The organism is Kribbella sp. NPDC050241, from assembly GCF_044459685.1.
Classification (GTDB): Bacteria; Actinomycetota; Actinomycetes; order Propionibacteriales; family Kribbellaceae; genus Kribbella.
Window position 1 is genome coordinate 1,069,036 of record NZ_JBITJE010000003.1, and the last position, 20,012, is coordinate 1,089,047.

Annotated in this window: 18 protein-coding genes; 9 read left to right on the plus strand and 9 right to left on the minus strand. The window is 68.1% G+C overall.

The genetic code is table 11. The features are described 5' to 3' along the window. Positions 1–45 precede the first annotated feature (45 nt). Complete coding sequence (locus ACIBG5_RS20005; protein WP_238164468.1) at positions 46–441, minus strand: RidA family protein; 396 nt, start codon at positions 439–441, stop codon at positions 46–48. 118 nt (positions 442–559) lie between these two features. Here ACIBG5_RS20005 and ACIBG5_RS20010 point away from each other — a divergent pair, with 118 nt between their 5' ends. Continuing rightward, entirely contained in the window at positions 560–1,672 is a 1,113-nt protein-coding gene (locus ACIBG5_RS20010) for a TIGR03118 family protein (RefSeq protein ID WP_396392957.1), read from the plus strand. A gap of 40 nt (positions 1,673–1,712) precedes the next feature. On the opposite strand, the gene ACIBG5_RS20015 is transcribed toward ACIBG5_RS20010, so the two are convergent. The 3 genes from ACIBG5_RS20015 to ACIBG5_RS20025 are packed head-to-tail and all read right to left on the minus strand — an operon-like array spanning position 1,713 to position 4,097. Next, positions 1,713–2,591, minus strand: coding sequence for a GNAT family N-acetyltransferase (locus ACIBG5_RS20015; protein ID WP_396392958.1), 879 nt, complete (start codon positions 2,589–2,591; stop codon positions 1,713–1,715). 28 nt (positions 2,592–2,619) lie between these two features. Further along, on the minus strand, positions 2,620–3,183 hold the full coding sequence (locus ACIBG5_RS20020) for a cysteine dioxygenase (RefSeq protein WP_393385213.1): 564 nt from the start codon (positions 3,181–3,183) through the stop codon (positions 2,620–2,622). Next, the gene (locus ACIBG5_RS20025; RefSeq protein WP_396392959.1) at positions 3,180–4,097 is read right to left on the minus strand and encodes an amidohydrolase family protein; all 918 of its coding nucleotides are present in this window, start codon (positions 4,095–4,097) and stop codon (positions 3,180–3,182) included. The genes ACIBG5_RS20020 and ACIBG5_RS20025 overlap by 4 nt, the downstream gene beginning before the upstream one ends. A 115-nt stretch (positions 4,098–4,212) precedes the next feature. On the opposite strand from ACIBG5_RS20025, the gene ACIBG5_RS20030 reads away from it, so the two are divergent. Then, on the plus strand, positions 4,213–5,220 hold the full coding sequence (locus tag ACIBG5_RS20030; RefSeq protein ID WP_393385217.1) for a LacI family DNA-binding transcriptional regulator: 1,008 nt from the start codon (positions 4,213–4,215) through the stop codon (positions 5,218–5,220). Positions 5,221–5,289: 69 nt separating this feature from the next. Here the strand turns inward: ACIBG5_RS20030 and ACIBG5_RS20035 are convergent, their stop codons facing one another. Further along, on the minus strand, positions 5,290–6,120 hold the full coding sequence (locus tag ACIBG5_RS20035) for an SDR family NAD(P)-dependent oxidoreductase (protein WP_396392960.1): 831 nt from the start codon (positions 6,118–6,120) through the stop codon (positions 5,290–5,292). Beyond that, positions 6,117–6,947, minus strand: a complete 831-nt coding sequence (locus ACIBG5_RS20040) for an SDR family NAD(P)-dependent oxidoreductase (protein ID WP_396392961.1) — start codon at positions 6,945–6,947, stop codon at positions 6,117–6,119. Before ACIBG5_RS20040 ends, ACIBG5_RS20035 begins: the two co-directional genes overlap by 4 nt. 116 nt (positions 6,948–7,063) lie before the next feature. Between ACIBG5_RS20040 and ACIBG5_RS20045 the strand changes: the two genes are divergently transcribed. Then, on the plus strand, positions 7,064–7,606 hold the full coding sequence (locus ACIBG5_RS20045) for a helix-turn-helix transcriptional regulator (protein WP_393385223.1): 543 nt from the start codon (positions 7,064–7,066) through the stop codon (positions 7,604–7,606). Positions 7,607–7,663: 57 nt separating this feature from the next. On the opposite strand, the gene ACIBG5_RS20050 is transcribed toward ACIBG5_RS20045, so the two are convergent. The 3 genes from ACIBG5_RS20050 to ACIBG5_RS20060 all read right to left on the minus strand — a co-directional run bounded on the left by ACIBG5_RS20050 (position 7,664) and on the right by ACIBG5_RS20060 (position 12,647). After that, entirely contained in the window at positions 7,664–10,525 is a 2,862-nt protein-coding gene (locus tag ACIBG5_RS20050) for a M36 family metallopeptidase (RefSeq protein ID WP_396392962.1), read from the minus strand. 162 nt (positions 10,526–10,687) lie between these two features. Then, complete coding sequence (locus ACIBG5_RS20055; RefSeq protein WP_396392963.1) at positions 10,688–11,410, minus strand: hypothetical protein; 723 nt, start codon at positions 11,408–11,410, stop codon at positions 10,688–10,690. Between the two features lie 37 nt (positions 11,411–11,447). After that, entirely contained in the window at positions 11,448–12,647 is a 1,200-nt protein-coding gene (locus ACIBG5_RS20060; RefSeq protein WP_396392964.1) for a hypothetical protein, read from the minus strand. Positions 12,648–12,950: 303 nt separating this feature from the next. Here ACIBG5_RS20060 and ACIBG5_RS20065 point away from each other — a divergent pair, with 303 nt between their 5' ends. The 6 genes from ACIBG5_RS20065 to ACIBG5_RS20090 all read left to right on the plus strand — a co-directional run bounded on the left by ACIBG5_RS20065 (position 12,951) and on the right by ACIBG5_RS20090 (position 19,701). Continuing rightward, the gene (locus ACIBG5_RS20065) at positions 12,951–14,246 is read left to right on the plus strand and encodes an ABC transporter substrate-binding protein (protein WP_396392965.1); all 1,296 of its coding nucleotides are present in this window, start codon (positions 12,951–12,953) and stop codon (positions 14,244–14,246) included. Then, positions 14,243–15,109 carry a carbohydrate ABC transporter permease gene (locus ACIBG5_RS20070; protein ID WP_396392966.1) on the plus strand — a complete coding sequence of 289 codons (867 nt, stop codon included), beginning with the start codon at positions 14,243–14,245 and terminating at the stop codon, positions 15,107–15,109. The genes ACIBG5_RS20065 and ACIBG5_RS20070 overlap by 4 nt, the downstream gene beginning before the upstream one ends. Further along, entirely contained in the window at positions 15,094–15,918 is an 825-nt protein-coding gene (locus tag ACIBG5_RS20075) for a carbohydrate ABC transporter permease (RefSeq protein ID WP_396392967.1), read from the plus strand. Before ACIBG5_RS20070 ends, ACIBG5_RS20075 begins: the two co-directional genes overlap by 16 nt. Beyond that, positions 15,915–16,547, plus strand: coding sequence for a hypothetical protein (locus ACIBG5_RS20080; protein WP_396392968.1), 633 nt, complete (start codon positions 15,915–15,917; stop codon positions 16,545–16,547). The genes ACIBG5_RS20075 and ACIBG5_RS20080 overlap by 4 nt, the downstream gene beginning before the upstream one ends. After that, positions 16,531–19,014, plus strand: a complete 2,484-nt coding sequence (locus tag ACIBG5_RS20085; protein ID WP_396392969.1) for a GH116 family glycosyl-hydrolase — start codon at positions 16,531–16,533, stop codon at positions 19,012–19,014. The genes ACIBG5_RS20080 and ACIBG5_RS20085 overlap by 17 nt, the downstream gene beginning before the upstream one ends. Before the next feature lie 201 nt (positions 19,015–19,215). Beyond that, positions 19,216–19,701 (plus strand): hypothetical protein, encoded by a 486-nt coding sequence (locus ACIBG5_RS20090; RefSeq protein WP_396392970.1) that lies wholly within the window; start codon positions 19,216–19,218, stop codon positions 19,699–19,701. Positions 19,702–20,012 lie beyond the last annotated feature (311 nt).

Genomic DNA, 20,012 nt, shown 5'->3' on the forward strand with positions numbered 1-20,012 from the left:
CCGAGCAGCTCCTGTCTGACGGTCCGCGCGACCGTCAGACAGGAACTAGGCCATCGCGATCGCGTCGATCTCGAGGAGCCAGTTCTCGGAGTAGATGTCGCAGATGATCACGGTCAGCGCGGGTGCGTGCTGACCGAGGACCTCCTCGCGAATCTTCGAGTTGAGCGCCCGGAACTGCCGGTCGGACAGGTAGGTCGTCACCTTCACCAGGTTCAGCACTCCCATGCCCGCCTCGGCGAGGACCGAGAGCACGTTGCGCCAGACCATCCGGCACTGCGCCTCGAAACTCTCCGGCACTCGGCCGTGCTCGTTGCCCCACGGCACCTGACCGCTGACGAACACCGTCCGCTCGGCCCCACCGACGACCACGCCGTGCGTGTAGTTCCCCGTCGCCGGCGGCAGGATCGCCGGGTTCAACTGCTGGATCGCAAGCTCCGCCACAGTTTCCTTCCCCCTCCCACGTTGCTGCTTGCCCATGTCTACCCTGCGCCGGACTGAACCGCCTAGCCCATCGGGCCGTATCGATGGTGTTCCGCACCTCAACCGACAGGAAAGTGACATGTCGCTTCGCCCGAAGGGCCGTCCACTCGCTGTTGCGACCGCGTTCATCGGTGGTCTCGCGCTGGTCGCCCCAGCGACCGCCAGTGCGCACCAAGACCATCACGAATCCTCGGGGCATCTCGCCGTACAGCAGGTGAACCTCGCCTCCGACCTCCCCGGCAAGGCCGTGTTGACCGACCCGGACCTGGTCAACCCGTGGGGCCTCTCACTCGGCGCGACGACGCCGCTGTGGGTGTCCAACCAGGGGACGTCGAGCTCCACGCTCTACTCGTCCGCGCCGGGCTCGACCACGATCAGCAAGGTGCCCACCGTCCGGGTGACGGTGCCGTTGCCGACCGGCCAGGTCTCGAACCCGGGCACCGGCTTCGTCCTCAGCAACGGGACCGTCAGCGCTCCGGCCCGGTTCATGTTCGCGACCCTCACCGGCCAGATCGCCGCCTGGGGCCCGCCGGTCAGCCCGACGATCGGTGCGGCGCAGATCGTCGCCACCACCCCGGGCGCCGCCTACACCGGGCTGGCCATCGCGACGGCAAGCACCGGTGACCAGCTGTACGCCGCCAACTTCGCGCAGGGCCGGATCGACGTGTTCGACAACGCCTTCAACCCGGTCAAGTTGCCGTGGTGGGCGTTCCGTGACCGCTCGCTGCCGAAGGGTTACGCGCCCTTCAACGTGCAGACGCTGAACGGGAAGATCTTCGTCGCCTACGCCAAGCCCGACCCGACGACCGGCCGCAGCGTCGCCGGCCGCGGGCTCGGCTTCGTCGACCAGTACACGGTGGACGGCAAGTTCGTCAGTCGCGTCGCCTCCCGCGACTCGCTGAACGCGCCGTGGGGCCTCGCGCTGGCTCCGGCCGCCTGGGGTCAGCCGGCCGGCACGCTTCTGGTCGGCAACTTCGGCGACGGCCGCATCAACATCCTGCAGCCGAAGTCGCACGGTCGCTACGAGTCCGACGGCCAGGTCCGCACCCCCGGCGGCAAGACGCTCGCGATCGACGGCCTCTGGGCTCTGCTCCAGGGCACCGCGACCACCGGCGGCACCGACGCCCTCTGGTTCTCCGCGGGTCTCGACCAGGAGACCCACGGCCTGATCGGCGTACTCCGCAAGCCGTAGTCCACCTGGTGTCCGGGGAGATCGGGGCCTCCCCGGACACTCAGGTCTTGAGCGACTTCTCGAACCAGTGATGGGCGTACGGCTCCGCGTTGAACGCGGACACCTCCTGATAGCCCGACGCGCGATACAGACCGATCGCCTCGGTCAGCGAACGATTGGTCTCCAGCCGTACGACGTTCGCACCGCGGGCGACTGCCTCACGTTCGAGCTCGGTGAGCAGCCTGCGTCCGAGCCCCAGACCGCGGGCATCGCGGGAAACCCACATCCGCTTGATCTCCGCGGGCTCCTCACCGTGCAGCTTCAACGCGCCGCAGCCGACTGGCTCCGCATGCAGCGTCGCGACCAGCAGCAGGCCGGCCGGCAACGTCAGCTCGGAGTCCTCCGCCGAAATGCTGTGCGCGTGGTCGAACCCGTTGTCGAACCGCTCGCCCAACTCGTCGAAGTACGAGCGCAGGCACAGCTGTGCCTCCGGCCGCCGCGGATCGACGATGCCGACGTCTACCATCGACGCGGTCAGCAGCCGTGACACATCGTCCATCGCGGCGACGAGCCGATCCCGCTGGCGCTCACTCAACGGCGCCAGGATCGACCCGGCCAACTCGTCGGACCGCCGGTCCAGCAGCCGCCGCTCCTTCGCACCCGTCCTGGTCAGCCGTGCGATCCGCACGCGCGCGTCCGCACCGCTCTGCTCGACCCGGACCAGCCCGTCCTCCTCGAGCGACCGCAGCAACCGGCTGAGGTACCCGGAGTCGAGGCCGAGCCGCGTCCGCAGCGCCCGTACGTCGCACCCGTCCGCGCCGATCTCCCACAACACCCGGGCCTGCCCGAGCGGACGGTCCCGGGACAGGTAGGCGTCGTTGAGCGCGCCGACGCGCTCGGTGACGATCCGGTTGAACCTTCTGACCGCGGCGATCTCCATTCTCTGACTTTAGTCAGAGAATGATGTCTCAGTCGAGCGGCCGGAGTTCGTCGGCGTAGGACACGGAGATGCGGCGGAGTACGCCGTCCTTGACCGAGTACTGACCCATGCGCCACAGCGGCGGGCTGTAGGCGTGGACGGTGATGCTGCCCTTGTCCAGGCCGGTGAGACGGTGGATGTGGTCCGGGCCGAAGCCGTAGACGTCGCCGGCCGTCACTTCGGTCTCGACCGAATCGGTGCCGATCGCGAGGTTGTGCTCGACCAGCGTGCCCTTCGCCACCGCGACCGCGCCGGACGAGACGTCGTGATCGTGCCAGCCGGTGTCGTTGACCGGCGTCCAGCAGATCAGCCAGACGTCGACGTTCGCGTCCCGATGCAGGGAGGCGAACACGCGCTCCTCGTCGCTGTAGGCGACCTTGTCCTCCCACAGGTGCGGCTGCGCGGCAACCGACGCGGCCAGCTCGGACAACTCTGCGGCATCCAGGTCGCGGCCCGGAAGGTTGTCCAGCGACAGACAGTTGTTGAGATCCACAAGCCGGCTGGGCTGGCGCGCCGGGACGTTCGGAACGTCGGTGATCGGCTGAGCAGTCACTGCACTCCCCTCTCAGGAGATGGTTGCCCGGCCCCGGGGTTGACGCCATACAGGAGCCGGTGTGGGTTGGCGTGGCGGATCACCGCGGTCGCGGCATCGCCTTGGCGGAGGTCGGTGATCCCGGCGTACGGCCGGTCGGTGCCGTGCACGACCTGGTCGATGCCGAGGACCCGCGCGACCGCGTCGATCCCCTGCGGGCCGTAGCTCGAGGTGTCGACGTACAGGTTGGGGTCGATGGTGCCGAGCCGGCCGCCGCGGGCGGCCAGCCGTTCGTGGTGCACGGGGGCGAGTCCGGCCGCGGCCACGAAGCACAACCGCAACCGCGGGTGCTGGTGGCGGCCGCCGTACGCGTGCCAGGCCCACCATGCGGCCTGGAGTTGACCGGCGTAGTCGACGACGGGCGCCCACCACCCGGGCACCTCGCAGTCGGTCCGGGCCGTGCCCGGGTGGATCAGGATCGGCTTGTCCGACCGCTCGGCGACAGCGAGCAACTCGCCGACCTCGGCCCACCCGGCCGGTGTCGCGAGCACATGCGCCGGCAACTGCAGTCCGAGGAAACCGTCGGCCAGCAGTACGCCGAGGCCGTCGACGTCAGGCTTGATCAAACTCACCGAAGCCCAGGCCCTGAAGGGCTCCGGCAGCGCGGCCGAACCCGCATGCCAGGCGTCGAGCAGCGCGTTGTCGCGGAGCTGCTCGATACCGAGCGGGCTCGACAGCGACACTGCCGCAAGCGTCGTACCCGTGTCCTGCTCGAGGGCGACCCGCTTGTCCACCGCGTGCGCGGCCGGATCGACCTCGTACGGCGCTTCGGACGCGGTGTGCAGCGTCCAGCCGTCGAGGTACGGCGGCTCGGAGCGAGCCCGGAGGCGGTCGACGAACTCGGCCGGCCAGAGGTGCTGATGAACGTCGATCATCGGCTTCCCCTCCGGCGGTTTGATCAGATTGAAGCGCTTCAGGACTCTTAGAGTGAAGCGCTTCAATACGACACTTGTCAAGTTTCTGTCCGCCGGGCCGTCTAGGGTGCTGATCATGTCCGGAACCGGCCGCAGGCCAACCCTCAAGGACATCGCCGCAGAGACCGGCCTGTCGATGGCGGCTGTGTCCTACGCGCTGCGCGGCCTGCACGGCACTCCCGAGACCAGACAGCGGGTTCAGGACGCCGCCGACCGACTCGGCTACCAGGCCGACCCGGTGGCGCGGGCGCTCGCGTCCGGCCGGAGCGGTTCGATCGGCGTACTGTGCGCGTCGCTCGAGGACCTGTGGCAGCAGCGGCTCGCCGCCGCGCTCGGCCGGGAGCTGCTCGCCCCGGACCGGAACGCCTGGATCATCGACTCCGCCGGCGACGCGGATCGCCAGCTCGAGCTCGCCCAGCATCTGGTCGACCACCGCGCCGACGCGATCGTGGTGATCCCGATCAACCCGGCCGCCAAGGGCTGGGCCGCGATCGCGCAGCAGGCGCCGGTGATCGCGATCGGCGACGCACTGCCCGGCGCGAAGGCGAAGTCCGAGGTGGTGTTCGACAACGAGACCGGCGTCAGCATCGCGCTCGGCCGGCTGGCGGAGGCCGGCCACCGACGCGTCGCGGTCCTCAGCCCGACCCGCCGGTTCGAGGTCGAGCGGCCGGCCGAGGAGATCGCTCAGCGCATCGGCGTGAACCTCAAACTGAAGGTCCGCATCCTGCAGTGCCCACACGACTTGGCCGGCGCGACCGAGGTCGCCCGCGAGCTGCTCACCAGCAGCAACCGGCCGACCGGCATCCTCGCGCTGGCGGACTCGATGGCCTTCGGCGTGTACGCTGCCAGCCGCGAGCTCGGCCTCCGCGTCCCGGAGGACTTGTCCCTGCTCGGGTACGACGACCAGCCGATGTCGCAGCTGCTCACACCGCCACTGTCCACGTTCCACTGGCCGCTCGCCGAGCTGGTCGCGGACGTCGTCGCCCGCGTCACTTCCGCGGTCGACACCAACCGCCGTGTCCGCCGGACGACTGTGGCCCCGACCCTGATCGAGCGCGGCTCGGTCGCCGCGCCGCCCACCTGAGCGACGCGACGACCTGCCGGCTGCGATCTCCACGCGCTCGAAACTAGACTAATTCACTGCACTTACTGTTCATCGTCCACGATGTGGGAAGGCAGCGGCATGCGGCCGTAGTCCCTCAGTTGTGGCCCAGACGCGCCGCGCCAGGTCTTCGTCGTACGAGATCGCTGACGACCGCACCGACCGGAACCGGTCGTAGTACCCGGTCGGCGCCTCGGGACCGACGGCCAGCCGCACGACCGGCTCGGCACCGCGCCGCGCGGACAGGGCGAAGGCCTGCACGGCCGCGACCTGCAGCCGCGGGAACTGCCGCCCGAGATCCGTCCGAACCACACCCGGATGTACGGCGACCACACTCAAGTCCGGTCGGCGGCGCTGCAACTCGTACGTGAACAGGAGATTGGCCAACTTCGTCCTGCTGTAGGTGAGGAACGGATCGAACTCCGTCGGCCCGTCCGCCAGCCGCCGCGGATCGATCCGGACCGCACCACCGCGCATCGGCGACCGATGCCCCTCGGAGTTCACGTTCACGATCCGGCCACCCGACGGAAGCAGCGGCAGCAGCAGCGCGGTCGTCGACCACGGCGCCAGGTGATGGACGGCGAGGTTCAGTTCGATGCCCTCGGCATTGACCTGACGGCCGGGCGTCATCACCCCGGCGTTGTTCACCAGTACGTCGATCCGCCCGGTCTCGGCCGTGATCGCCGCAGTCGCCTGTTCGACGCCGGCCCGCACCGACATGTCCGCCGTGATGACGGTTGCCTGCGGCAATCGCTTGGTCAGATCGGTGGCGCGAGCCGGGTCGCGCCCGACCAGGAACAGCCGATGACCACCGGCCGCCAACTGCTCGGCTGCTCGCCGCCCCAGCCCCGAGGTGGCACCGACAAGGACGACGACGCTCATGCCTTGATCCCCTTCAATCCAAGGGCATTGCTCAGCACTCGCTCCCTCAGTCCGACCGGCAACCTAGTGAGGATCGCCGCCAGCGTGCGTGCGTCACCGACCGTGTAGCGACGCTTGGGCCGCGGCGCCTCGACGGCGCGAACGATGACCTCGGCAACCTTCTCCGCCGGGCCGGGCTTGAAGCGTGCGCTCGCCTTCTCATAGGCGGCCAGATGGGCGCCGTACAGCGCCACCCGGTCGCCGTCCGTCCGCTCCAGCGCCTCCTGCGCGGCGGCCCCCGCCTTGGTGAAGATCGCGGATTCGGTCGATCCCGGCTCGATTACCACGACCGGGATGTTCCACGCGGCAAGCTCGAGTCGGAGTGCGTTCGAGAGTGCCTCCAGTCCCGCCTTGCTGGCCGACAGTGCACCGAGCAGCGGCATCGCGACCCGGCCGGTCGGCGCACTCACGTTGATGATCCGGCCCGCTCCGGCGCGGACCAACGGCAGGAACTCGCGAACGACGGACGCCGGGCCGAGCGTGTTCACCTCGAACTGCCGTCGCCATTCGTCGGCCGGCACCAGCTCGATCGGCCCCTGCACGATCACTCCGGCGTTGTTGATGACCGCCCGCAGGCCGCCGACCTCCCCCGCCACCTGCTTGGCCGCGGCCGCGACACTCTCCGGATCCGCCACATCCAGCGTGACCTCCCGGACTCCCTCACCGAATCCGGCCCGCCCGCGCACCCCGGCGTACACGGTGAAGCCGCGGCGACCGAGCAACTCGACCGTCGCCGCTCCGATGCCGCCGGTCGAGCCGGTGATGAGTACTGCACGACTGTCAGACATTCCGACTCCCTCACGATCAGTTGGCCCCCAGGACATGTCCCTAGGGACATATGAGAGCATGCACATGTCCCCGGGGACATGTCAAGATGTTCCGACGAGATCGAAGGAGGCGCGCCATGTCGTTGCGGCACGGGCTGCTCGGGCTGCTCGCCGAGGGGCCGGCCAGCGGGTACGACCTGGCCCGGCGGTTCACCGAGGTCCTGGGCTCGATCTGGCCGGCACAGCACCCGAAGATCTACGCCGAGCTCGGCAAGCTCGCGGGCGAAGGCCTGGTCGAGGTCGAGAGCGAGGGACCGCGCCGGCGGAAGGCGTACCGGATCACCGACGCCGGGCTGGCGGAGGTCAAGCGCTGGCTGACCGAGGTCGAGGTCGACCACACCATGCGGTTGCAGCCGTTGCTCAGGTCACTGTTCTTCTGGCTGATGGACGCCGACGACCTGCAACGTCACCTCGAGTCCGAGGCACGGTTCTACTCCGAACTGGCCGAGCAGTACCGCCAGTACGCCGCGGCCAAGGACCGCGGCGACTTCGGCTACAGCCCGCAGACCCAGTCGATGCGCGTCACCGTCGAAGCCGGCATCCGCCTGTACTCCGCTCTGGCCGAATGGGCCGAGTGGGCCCAGACGGTCCCACCCGCGAAGCCGTCGAAGGACCACTGAGAACGCCGGAAGGCCGGCCGAGCGGGATGCTCGACCGGCCTTCGCGGGTGGTGCGGGTTACTTCGTACCGAAGACCTGGAGCTCGGTCATGTCGGTGAACTGGCAACCGCTGAAGGCGCCGTCCGGGCAGTTCGTGGCGAAGTCCGGGACCTGCGGGCTGAGCATCCAGAACCGCACGTACTGAACTCCGGTCGCGTTGCCGCTCGGGGCGAGCAGGTTGTACTTCGCCCGGTTGGCCGCGGTGAAGCTCCCCTCCTGGGCGGTGGCCCAGGTGGTGCCGTCGACCGAGGTCTCGATCCGGTACTGACCGGTCGACGCGCTGCCCGCGTCACCACAGGTGTTCGACGGGTCGACGTTGAAGCCGCTGATGTTCACCGCGGCCGGCAGCTTGATGTCGATGTGCTTCGGCACCATCACGTTCGTGGGCGTGCCGTTGTCGTCACCGGTGGTGCTGCCCCAGCCGGTGCCCTGCGCGTTGTCGATCGCGAACGCCGGGCCACACTGCGGGGTGAAGTCCGGACCGTTGAAGTCGACCACCGAACCGCCGCCCGAGGACGCGGCCCAGTTGCGGCGCGGAGCGAAGTTCGACTTCGAGCCGCTCTTGGAGACCGTTGCCGACTGCACCAGCAGTTCGTAGCCCGGAGCGGACATGACGACCTTCGGGTAGGTCCCCGGCGCGACACCGGTGATCTGGTACTCGCCCTTCGAGTTGGTCGAGGCGGCGTAGTCGCCGGCGTAGCCGGAGGAGTGACCGCCGACGTAGACCAGCGCGCCGACCACCGGAGCACCGGTGTCCTTGTCCAGAACCGTGCCGCTGAGCGTCGTGGTCGCGCCTGTCGGCGGCTTGTGGAAGTCCTCCGCCGGGAACGAGTCGCCGCCGTCGATGACGCCGGCGTACCAGCCCATGCCGCGGTTGGCGAAGACGGTCCAGATCGTGTCGGCGTTCTTGCCGCCGCTGGCGACCAGGTCGGCCTGCACGATCGCGTTGCGCATGTCCAGCATCGTCGGGTCGGCCGGCGACAGCTCCATCGCCCGGGTGATCAGGCTGACCGCGTAGCTACGGCCGAAGCGCTCGCGCAGGTCCCACAGCGTCTGCGCCCACACCTCGCCGGAGGCGTGCACCTCGGGCGTACCGCCGATGGTCGGGAAGTCGCCGTAGGTGTAGCCACCCTTCGAGCCGTCCGGCTGGATGCAGTTCGGGCTGACGGCCTTCACGCGGCAGTCGATCGCCTGGGTGCGGAACAGTTCACCAGCCGCGACGTACTTGCCCTCGAGGACCTCACCGGGAGCGGTGGTGTCCTTCTCCAGGCCGTGCGAGACCAGGTAGTCCATCGCGTAGAAGTCGCTCCACGCCTCGCCCATCGAGCCGGCCTGGATGCTGTTCAGCGTCGAGTTGCCGGTGGCGTCGACGACCAGGCGGTTGGACAGACCATGGGTGTACTCGTGGTACAGCACGCTCGCGTCGTTCGCACCGCTGGCCGGCACGAACGGGTCCTGCGCGTCCGTCGTCCCCGGGAAGTGCCACAGGTACATCTGCATGGTCGGCGAGATGCCGTCCGGCGGGGTCGACATGTTCGCGTTGTCGATGTGGTTCGCGTCGGGTCCGCCGTTGGCAGCGGTCGCGGCGCCGTCCAGCGCGTTCAGGTGAACCGGGTCGCCGCCCGCGGTGTCGAACGAACCGGCCGCCGGGGTGAAGCTGATCGGCGGCTTGGCCAGCCAGTCGTGGAAGTTGCTGGCCAGGTAGAACGCGTTGGTGACGTCCTGGTTCATGTTCGTCTTCCAGGAGTCCGGCTTGGCCGGGTCCCAGGTGCAGACGAACGACGCCGAGCACAACGAGGAGGCGCTGGTCTGGAACGGCACCAGCTTGTACTCGGCGCCGGTCTTGGTGCCCGGCACCTTGACCGTCTCACCGGCGTTCGGCTGGTTGTCGTCGTTCACGTCCGCGAAGGCGGCCACCGACGTACCGTCGAGCAGGGTCTTCGCGTTCTTCGGCAGCCACTTGTTGAAGATCAGGTTCTCGACCCGCTGCGTGCCGCCCTTCGCGGCGCCCGGGTAGTTGTCCTGCACCAGCGCGTCGCCGTTGCCCTCGCTGACCAGGTCCTTGCGGTAGAGCAGGGCGCCGGTCTGGGCGTCGATGACGTGGCTGTAGATCTTCATGCCGCCGGCGTTGACGTAGGTCAGCCAGCCCTTGCGCAGCCCGTCGGCGGTGTGGAACCACACCTGCTTGGCGGTGTCGCCGTTGCTCCAGGTGGTCGCCGTACCGGCGGACTTCGCGGTCGCGGACTTCGCCGTACCGCCCATGTCCTCGGCGGCGGCGGTGCGGGCCGCGGCGGCGGACACCTTCGGCGCGGCCGCGGCAGACCGGGCCTGAGCCTGGCTGGCCAGTCCGGCGACCGGCGCACCCATCAGCGAGATCAGCTCACCGTGCTTGGTGACGTTGGCCTTCAGGCCGTTGCCGAACACCTCGACGCCGTCGACCGTCTGGATCCACGAGATGTGGTGGGTACCGAGGTCGTCGACGTAGTCCTTGCGGAGCTTGAACGTGCCGAGGTCCGCGGCGGAGAGCTTGAAGACCTCGGAGTGCGCCTTCACGTAGCCCAGCGCGACGTTGGTCGCCTTCTTCGCGCTCTTGCCGGTCAGGAAGCCGTTCAGCTTGGAGACCTGGGCCGGGGTCCCGGTGTTCGGGTCCAGCTCGACGACACCCTGGGGACCGAGCGAGTTGCGGAACTTCTCCGACGCCGCCGACTCCTGGCCCGCGACCTTGGCGGAGCGGGTGGCGGTGGTCTTGGCGTTCGGGGTCCGCGCGTCGTAGTTGCCCTTCCGTTCCTTGCCCGTGGTGTTCTCGGCCTGGGCGGCCTTGCCCTTGCCCTCATTGGGGCCGGCCGTCTGCGCGGCCGTGGCGCCGCCAGCGGCGGTCACGGCCAGCACAGTGGCGGCGGAGACCGCGGTGACTGCCAAGAGCCCCCGCCGTCTGCGTGATGTGGTCACAACAACGCTCCATCAAAAGTGTCTGCGCGGGTCGCCCTCCACGATCCGTCCGCGCCTGACCTTAAGCCTGGCGGACAGTCCGGGGAAGAGATTTCACCGGATTCGCGTGGAGACGAGGGTTGTCCTTCGTGCACGGAACAGTACTAGGAGCGACAGTGAAATCGTCGCACCCAGCCAGCAAGCGGTTGCGATGAGTGTCGCGCCACCGGGATGGGCGATCGATTCGCCGCGTTCGGCCTGCCAGGTGACCAGCCAGATCAGGCCGGCGTACGACGCCGCGGCGACCGCGACGAGGGCAGTACGGGCACCCTCGGGACGCAGCGCCGGAAAGCGGCGGGCGAGTAGAACGAGGCCCAGGGCAACCAACGGGATCGCCTGCAGTGCGTGCACACCGAGGAAGTGACCGATCCTCAGATCGCCACCCTGCGTGCTCCATCCGGTGATCGGCAACCCAGGGCGGCCGTCGTCGACGCCGACGCCGTGCGAACCGAGTTGCAACTGCTGACCGGCCGCAGCCGCTTCGCGTTCCTGTGAGGGGGTGACGCGGAACATCAGATTGCCGAGCATCATGCCGGCCAGCGTCGTACCGAGGGCAAGCCGGATGCTCCAGCGCAACGCCCGGTCGCCGGGCTTGTCGAACAGCAGCTGGATCGCGATCACCAGGACGGCGGCCCAGACCAGATAGATCGTGCTCGCCATGATGTTGTGGATCAACTGGTCGGCCGGTGTCGACACGTTGAAGTGCAGTTGCCGGCCGCGGACCACGACCTGTCCGATGATGAGGACCATCTCGGCCGCGACGCCCGTCAGCCCCACTGCGGGGGTGGACCTGAGCCCACCCCCGCCCGGTCGATCAGAAGGCCCCTGCGCCGTTCGGCGTACCGAGACCGGTCGGGCCGTCCCAGCCGGTGCGAGCGTTGCACCACTGGGTCGTCGGGCAGCTGCCGTTGCTGCCGCTGGTCACGTCGAACAGCGAGCCCGGGTGGGCGTACGGCAGCGCGTTCGCGTAACCGCTCGTGGTGCCGGACAACGCGTAGACCGCGGCGATGATCGGGGCGGCCTCACTCGTGCCACCGAACTGCGCCCACGTCGAGGCCGTCTTGCTGGTCGGGTAGTAGATCGCCATCCCGCCCTTGCCCGGGTCTGCGGCCGCGGACACGTCCGCCATCGCCCGCTTCGAGCAGCCGGTGCCGAACGACGCGGCGGCACTCAGCGCGGTGTTGTACGAGGAGCAGCCCGAACCGGCGCCTGCCCACACGGTCTCGCTCCAGCCCCGCGAGTTGCTTGCGGCAACAAGCGACGTACCGCCGACGGCCGTCGTGTACGACGACGAGGCCGGGTAGCTGCCGCCCTGGTACCCGTCGTCACCGGTGGACGCGGTGACCGCGATGCCCGGGTGGTTGTAGTACTGACCGTAGCTGGCGTCGGAGGCGTCGCCACCGCCGTAGCTGTTGGAGATGGCAACGACTCCGGCCTGCTTGGAGGCGGTGACGACCGCGGCGCCGAGATTGGCGAAGCTCGCGGACTTGGCCTGGACGACGACGATCTTGGCGTCCGGAGCGGCGGCCGAGACCGCATCGACGTCGAGCGCCTGCTCACCGGCCCAGCCCGCGTTGAACCTGGGCAGCGAGGTGCCGCCGTTCTGGTCGATGATCCGCAGGCACCCGTTTGCCGTCGTACATGCGGACAGGCCGAACTGGGACCGGTAGACGCCGAGGTCGCGTTCCAGGTTCGGGTAGCCGTAGGCGTCCACGATCGCGACCGTGCGGCCGCCGGCGCTCAGGCCGTTGATCTTGTACGCGTCCCGCAGGCCGGACGGCGTGAGTCCGGTCGCCGGGGGCGCCGTGGAGGTCGGTGCGACACCTGCGGCGTCGACCAGCTTGAGCGCGTGGCAGCTCGCGGTGTGCGTGGCCTTGGCGGCCGAGCAGACCTTGACGGCATGCTTTCCGACGGTGGACGGCGTGGTGGGGGCCGCGACGGCCCCTTGTGCTGTCAGCCCTGCGACGGCCAATGCGCCGGCCCCCAGGGCGGATACGAGAATCCGTTGCCTCAACAGAACTCCTCGAGCTGGGCAGGCCTCCGCCCGTGATTCCGTTCGGCGGGGGCGGAGGCCGGCGTTGGTGGGTTCCGGAATCGTCTGCCCGGGCAACGATCGCGGGCCAGCGATCGGACCCACGACAAATGTCATGGATTCAACCGCGCAGAGCTGAGTTTTCCTTGTCCTGACGGGAAGTTCCGCGGTGGGGTGGCGGCGAAGGATTCCCCCTGACTTTTCCGCGGCCCGCCCTTGACACGGTTTCGGCCGTCGGGCCTATGCTGTCGAGAAATCGATTTCCCGCCCCCAGGAGGCGCTCCGATGGACCAGTCCCTGCTCAGCCGGCGACGTTTCCTCCAGGCGACCGGCGGTACGGCGCTCGCCGCCGCGCTGGCCGGCTGCGGAGGAAGTGACGGCGGCGGTGGATCGAGCACCAAGGAGCTGTCGTTCGTCTACATGGGGACGGCCGAACAGCAGGCCACCTGGAACAAGCTGTTCGCGAAGTTCAGCGAGAAGCACCCCGAGATCAAGCTCAAGGCCGAGGGCATCCCGCTCTCGAACTGGGGCGACTTCTTCAACAAACTCTCCACCCGGCTGGCCGGCGGCCAGGTGCCGGACGTGATCCAGGTGGCCACCGAGGGCCAGCGGCTGTTCGCGTCCAAGGGCCTGCTCGCTCCGCTCGACGACTACATCAGCAAGGACAAGTCGACGATCGACGAGTACTACGCCGACATGGACCCGAACCTGATCGAGTGGAACAAGAAGTACAGCTCCACCGACGGCAAGACCTACTACCTGCCGGGCGAGTTCAACACCATGTGCATGTGGTACTCCAAGGACCTGTTCGCGAAGGCCGGCGTACCTGAGCCGACGGCGAAATGGACCTGGGACGACTTCCGGCACGCGTGTGAGCAGATCAAGGCGAAGACCGGGGCGTTCGGGTACGCCGCAGGCCCGGAGTACTTCGCGGCGATCATGCCGTGGCTGCTCACCAACGGGACGAGCAGCTTCAGTGACGACTGGTCCAAGCCGACGTACAACGACGCGAAAGCGATCGAAGCGGCCGAGTTCAACCGGGCCTTGGTCGCCGACAAGCTGTCACCTCCGCCTGGTGGGACGTTCGACGCGACGACCGCAGCGGCGCAGGGCAAGCTGGCGATGTTCGGCGGCGGGCGCTGGCCGATCATCAGCATCCGCAACCTGAAGGCGACCGCGAAGATGGGCATCGTGCCCTGGCCGACCAAGGTCGAGCAGGGCTCACCGGTGGGCTGGAACGGCTACCCGATCATGAAGGCGTCGAAGAAGAAGGACGACGCCTGGACCTTCATCAAGTTCCTCATCTCCACCGAGGGCTCGTCGTTCTTCGCGCAACTCGGCGGCACCATCGTCCCGGCCCGCAAGTCGATCGCGAACAGCCAGTCCTTCCTCACCGACGCGCCGAAGGGGACGGAGTACCTCTACCAGGCGCTCAGCTACGCCACCCCGATCCCGTCGCCGGACAAGGGCGCCGCGGTTCAGAAGGCGGTCGAGGACGGCTGGAAGCAGGTACTGACCGGGAACGCGTCGCCGACCGACGCGCTCGGCAAGGCGCAGACCGCGCTCGAAGGACTCGTTTGAAACCTCAGCGGCGAGACTGGTTACCGGGCTATCTGTTCATCAGTCCCGCCGTACTGCTCTTTCTCGTCTTCGTCGCCGCGCCCCTGGTCGCCGCGTTCGGTCTGAGCTTGTTCCATTGGGATTTGCTGAGTACGCCGGAATTCGCCGGGCTGGACAATTTCCGCCAGCTCGTCACCGACGGTGCGACGGTCCGGGCCGTGGTCAACACGTTCGTGTTCGCGATCTCCTCGGTGATCACGCACATCGGCATCGGCATGCTGCTCGCGCTCGGCGTACACCGAACGATGACCCACGGAACGAAGTACTTCGTCCGGACGGCGTTCTTCTTCCCGTTCCTGGTCTCGTGGGCCGCGGTCGCGTTGATCTGGAAATACGTTCTGGATCCGACCTTCGGTCTCGCGAACCACTACCTCTCGGCGACGACCAACTGGCTGGCGTCGCCGACCTGGGCGCTGCCGACGCTGATCGTGGTCGACTGGTGGCACACCATCGGCTACACGTTCATCATCCTGCTGGCCGGCCTGCAGACCGTGCCGGCCCAGCTGCACGAGGCTGCCCGGGTGGACGGCGCGAACGCGTGGTGGCGGTTCTGGAGCGTCACGCTGCCGGTGATGTCGCCGACCATCTTCTTCGCCACCGTGATCACGTTCATCGGCGCGTTCCAGATCTTCGACCCGATGGTGATCATGACGCAGGGCGGCCCGGACGGCGCGACCCGCAGCATCGTGCAGTACACCTACGAGAAGGGCTTCCAGTCCTTCGAGATCGGGTACGCCGCCGCCCTCTCGCTGGTGCTGTTCGTGGTGATCATGATCGTCACCGGGCTCCAGTTCCGGCTGAGCCGGCGGTGGGTGCACCTGTGAAGGGCCGGCTGCTCGACCTCGTCCTGGTGCTCGGCGGGCTGCTGATGATCGCGCCGCTGGTCTGGCTGATCATCACCGCACTGGCCGAACCGATCAACGCGTTCCAGTTGCCGCCACAGTGGATCCCGCACCCGCCGACACTGCAGAACTTCCAGCAGGTGCCGGAGCTGATCCCGTTCGCGCAGATGGCCTGGAACAGCCTGCAGATCGCGGTGATCACGACCGCTGGTGCGCTGCTGACCAGTGCGCTGGCCGCATACGCCTTCTCGCGGTTGCGGTTCCCGGGCCGGGACCAGATCTTCTCGGTGCTGCTGGCGGCGCTCGTCGTACCGGTGCAGCTGACCGTCGTACCGATCTTCATCATGATGCGCTGGTTGCATCTGGTCGACACGGCGGTGGCGATCTGGCTGCCGGCGTTGGTGAACGTGTTCGGGATCTTCTTCCTGCGCCAGTACATCGCGTCGATCCCCCGCGAGCTCGACGAGGCCGCGATCATGGACGGCGCGAGCCACTTCTGGATCCTGTTCCGGGTGATCCTGCCGCTGGCCCGGCCGGGCCTGACCGCGCTCGGGATCTTCGTCTTCGAGGCGTCCTGGAACAACTTCTTCTGGCCGTACATCTTCCTGTCGTCACCGGAGAAGATGACGCTGCCGGTCGGCCTCGTCTCGCTGCAGGGCGCGATGGGCGGCGGCCCGGCCGTGGTGCTGTTCGCGGCCATCACTTTGGTGGTGCTGCCGATCCTCGTGCTGTTCCTGATCTTCCAGCGCTCGTTCATCGCCTCCATCGCGACCACCGGCCTGCGCACATGACCGACCACCTGACTGCCGCCTTTCGCGCCCTCTGGCACGAACTGCCTTTCATCACCGCCGCCGGAGTCATGGTCTGTACGGCGTCCGGGCTCGTGGTGCTGCTGATGCCTGGGCTCTCACCAGCCAGCGTGCTGCTTGGCGCTGTGCTGGTCGGACCAGTCTGGGCGGCGGTCGTAGCCACTGCCGACTCAGTGGTCCGGGACGGCCGTGGCGGAGTGTTCCTCCTATTGCGCAACCTGAAGCACCACGTCGTCGCGGGTCTCGAGGTCGGACTGATCCCGGCCGCCGTCGGCGCCCTTGCGCTGCTCAACCGGCAGCTGTACAACGGTCCAATCTTCGCGATCCCCTTGGCCGTCAGCGGTTGTGCGACCGTCCTCGCCGTGCTCGCCTCGTGCTACGCGTTCAGCCTCCGCGTCACCGGTCGGCTGCGAGGCAAGGCGTTGTGGTTCACCGCCCTGAGCCTGGTCGCACGTGCACCACTTGTCCCACTCGGCGTTCTCGCACTGGCTTTTGTCGCGCTGCTGCTCGGTACGTCGGTGACCGCCTCACTGCTTCTGCTTACCCCCGGCCCGGTGGCGTTGTTCGCCTCCGCAGGTACATGGACGGAGAATCATGCGCTACACCGGTGACAAACTTCGGCACTTCGCACTGCCCTTGGGCGGTCTGGGCACCGGCACGCTCGCCCTGGCCGGCAACGGTGCGCTGCGGCAGTGGCAGCTGCACAACATCGGCAACCACGAGGGACATGTCCCGGACAGCTTCTTCGCGCTGCGGCTCTCGCGAGTCGAGCCGCCGGTGGACGAGATCCGTGTGCTGCAAGGGCCTTCGTTGAGTCCCTCCGACACCCCGTTGGTCACCGACGACGTCGTACCGGCGGGCGAGGCCCGGCTGCAGGAGTTGCTCCGGCCGTTCGGCGAGCCGACGGTCACCGCCACCTACCCCGGCGCCCGTGTCGACTTCGACACCGACCTACCGATCTCCGTCAGCATGGACGCGTTCAATCCACTGGTGCCGTCGGACGCCGAGGCGAGCTCTCAGCCCGTGGCCGCGTTCACGTTCACGCTGCACAACCCCGGAGACATCGCAGTGCACGGCAAGCTCGCCGGCGCCTTGCAGAACTCGGTCGGCTGGGACGGCGTCACGCCGATCGACGGTGTCGCCAACAGCCTGTACGGCGGCAACACCAACCGGGTCCGGCGGCACGACGACTGGACCTCGCTGGTCATGGAGAACACCAGACTGCCCGCGGACCACCCCGGCGCGGGACAACTGGTGCTCACCACCGACGGCGCCGGCGCACTGACCTGCGCACAGTGGTCCCGGCCCGGGGAATTCGTTGCCTTCCTCAACGGTCCCGCGACGCTGGTCAGCGGGGCCAGTGCGCCCGGGACGACGTGGAACGGCGGACTGGCCGTGCCGTTCCACCTCGACCCGGGTGAGACGACGCAGGTTCGGTTCCTGATCGCGTGGCACTTCCCGAACCGATATGTCGACTTCAATCAGTTCGGCCCGCGGCACGACTACGGCCACAGCCGCTTCTGGCTCGGCAACGCGTACACCCGTCGTACGCCGGACGCCGTCGCCGTGGCCGAGTCGTTCATCGCCCGCTGGCCATCGCTGCAGGCACTCAGTACTGCCTGGGCCGACGCCTTCGAGGCGAGCACGCTGCCTGGTGAGGCGGGATCACGGCTCGCCGCGCTGGCTGCCGACGTACGCAGCCCCACTGTCTTCCAGACCGCCGAGGGAACCGTGCTGGGCTTCGAGGGTGTGCTCGGCGCGTCCACGGTGATGTGGGGCGGCCGGTACGGCGGGTCCTGCCCACTCAACTGCACCCACGTCTGGAACTACGAGCAGACGCTGTCCCGGCTGTTCCCGGCGCTGGAGCGGAACATGCGGCACACGGAGTACGACGTGATGCAGGCACCCGAGGGGTACATCCCGCACCGGGTGATCGCACCGACGTACCACCGGCAACTGTGGGACGTGGTGATCGGCGGTCCGGAGGAGCCGGCCCTCGACGGCATGCTCGGCAACGTGCTGAAGACGTACCGGGAAGTGCGGCACGGGGCAGGAGTCGAGTGGCTACGGGACCGCTGGCCGAACGTCCAGCGACTGCTCACTCACATCCGCACCAAGTGGGACGCGGACGGCACCGGCGTACTGCGTGGCATCCAGCCGAGCACGCACGACATCGACCTGTGTGGCGTCAACTCGTTCATGGGCACGCTGTGGCTGGCCGCACTGCGCGCGGCCGAGGAGATGGCGCTGCTGCTGGGTGAGGACGCGAAGGAGTACCGCACGCTCTTCGAGGCCGGGAGTGCGGCGTACGACGAACTCCTCTACACCGGCGAGTACTACCGGCAGATCCTGTCGCCGGAGGAGAAGCCGGACTTCCAGTGGGGGGACGGGTGCCTTGCGGACCAGCTGATCGGGCAGTGGTGGGCGCACCAGCTCGACCTGGGCTACCTGCTGCCGAAGGACCACGTGAAGACCGCGCTGCGCAACGTACTGCGGCACAACCTGCGCACCGGCTTCGCCGACTTCGACCACCCGTACCGCGTCTTCGCCGACGAGGACGACACCGGTCTCCTCATGTGCACCTGGCCACACGGCGGCCGCCCCGACATCCCGACCCGCTACTGCGACGAGGTCTGGACCGGCTCCGAATACCAGGTAGCCGCCCACTGCCTCTACGAAGGCCTGATCGACGAGGGCATGTCCATCCTGCAAGGCCTCTGGACCCGCTACGACGGCACCCGCCGCAACCCCTTCAACCCCATCGAATGCGGCGACCACTACATCCGCAACGCCGCCGGCTGGTCCGTCCTGGAGGCCCTCACCGGCTACCGCTACAACGCCCTCACCGCCACCCTCACGTTCGCCCCACTCGACATCGCCCGCACCAACAGCGACTGGACCATCCCCTTCGTCACCCCCACCGGCTGGGGCGTAGCCACCAAGTCCGGCCCCACCCTCACCCTCACCTGCCACACCGGCACCATCAACGTCCAAACCCTGCGGGTCGACGGCACCACGCTCCCCCTCGAGCACCCCGTCCTCCCCGGAAAACCCCTCACGCTCCCCCTCCAGCCCTAACCCCCCACTCTGGGCACGCACCAACCAAGTTCCCACCCTCTAAATGGTCGACCCGTGCATAAGTCGCGCGCTGGAGTCGCCCTGGACCTCGGTCATAGGTTGGCCGTCGTAGCAGGGCTCAGTGGTCGAACGGCGCACAAAGTGACGCGGTGGACGTCGGGGAGTGGGAACTGCAGGGGTACGACGTTTACCGTCGACTGTATGTCGTTGGTGGAACGGGCAGTGGCTCTGCAGGGCGAGGCTCGGCAACTGGCGGATCGGCTCGACCTGCCGACCGCATTCCCCTGGCGCGCGGTGGTCATCGGCAGTGCGCTGTCAGGGTTGATGGTGGTACGCGACCTCGACGTCATGTTCGACGCACCCGACGCCACGGCCTCCCGAGTCCTCGAAGGTCTGGCGATCCTTGCGCGACGTGTAGAGCTGCGCAGCGTCGACTTCCGTGACGAGCGGGATGACCGCCGGCCGACCCCGGCGATCACCGATGAGCGCTTCTACGCGGTCCTGCACACGGACAGCTGGAAGATCGACCTGACCTTCTGGCTGCACGTCGTCGATCGTCCGCATGTCGGGGACGCCCAGCGACTGCGGAACTGCACGGCCGAGCAGCGCCATACCATCCTGCGGTTGAAGCAGGAGTGTCCGGAGGCGGACAGCTCAGCCGTCTATAGCGCCGTACTCGGGGATTGAAGAGCGCCGGCCATCGATGTCTATGTCATCCCCACCACCTTTGGACACTGACCTGGCTTCGCTCGTTGAAATGCACTCATGACCAGAGTCAAAGGCGCCGTCAGGTGCTCGATCGCCACTATGGTCGTTGTGGCTTCGTTGGGGGGCAGAAATGGCAGTGAGGGGTGGACATGACTGACGTCGAGGCGGGTAAAGCTGCAGATCGAAACGATGGGATACGCCGTGGACTGCTGACACGCACCATCTACGAAGTCCTGGCGTCGGGTGCAGGTCCGATGCGCAGTCCGGAGGTCTTGGCGCAGGTCGCCGAG

What these genes read in the sequence shown, in the direction of transcription:
- ACIBG5_RS20010 (WP_396392957.1), top strand. Translation starts at nt 560, where the DNA reads ATGTCGCTTCGCCCGAAGGGCCGTCCACTCGCTGTTGCGACCGCGTTC.
- ACIBG5_RS20015 (WP_396392958.1), bottom strand. Translation starts at nt 2,591, where the DNA reads ATGGAGATCGCCGCGGTCAGAAGGTTCAACCGGATCGTCACCGAGCGC.
- ACIBG5_RS20025 (WP_396392959.1), bottom strand. Translation starts at nt 4,097, where the DNA reads ATGATCGACGTTCATCAGCACCTCTGGCCGGCCGAGTTCGTCGACCGC.
- ACIBG5_RS20030 (WP_393385217.1), top strand. Translation starts at nt 4,213, where the DNA reads ATGTCCGGAACCGGCCGCAGGCCAACCCTCAAGGACATCGCCGCAGAG.
- ACIBG5_RS20035 (WP_396392960.1), bottom strand. Translation starts at nt 6,120, where the DNA reads ATGAGCGTCGTCGTCCTTGTCGGTGCCACCTCGGGGCTGGGGCGGCGA.
- ACIBG5_RS20040 (WP_396392961.1), bottom strand. Translation starts at nt 6,947, where the DNA reads ATGTCTGACAGTCGTGCAGTACTCATCACCGGCTCGACCGGCGGCATC.
- ACIBG5_RS20045 (WP_393385223.1), top strand. Translation starts at nt 7,064, where the DNA reads ATGTCGTTGCGGCACGGGCTGCTCGGGCTGCTCGCCGAGGGGCCGGCC.
- ACIBG5_RS20065 (WP_396392965.1), top strand. Translation starts at nt 12,951, where the DNA reads ATGGACCAGTCCCTGCTCAGCCGGCGACGTTTCCTCCAGGCGACCGGC.
- ACIBG5_RS20080 (WP_396392968.1), top strand. Translation starts at nt 15,915, where the DNA reads ATGACCGACCACCTGACTGCCGCCTTTCGCGCCCTCTGGCACGAACTG.
- ACIBG5_RS20085 (WP_396392969.1), top strand. Translation starts at nt 16,531, where the DNA reads ATGCGCTACACCGGTGACAAACTTCGGCACTTCGCACTGCCCTTGGGC.
- ACIBG5_RS20090 (WP_396392970.1), top strand. Translation starts at nt 19,216, where the DNA reads ATGTCGTTGGTGGAACGGGCAGTGGCTCTGCAGGGCGAGGCTCGGCAA.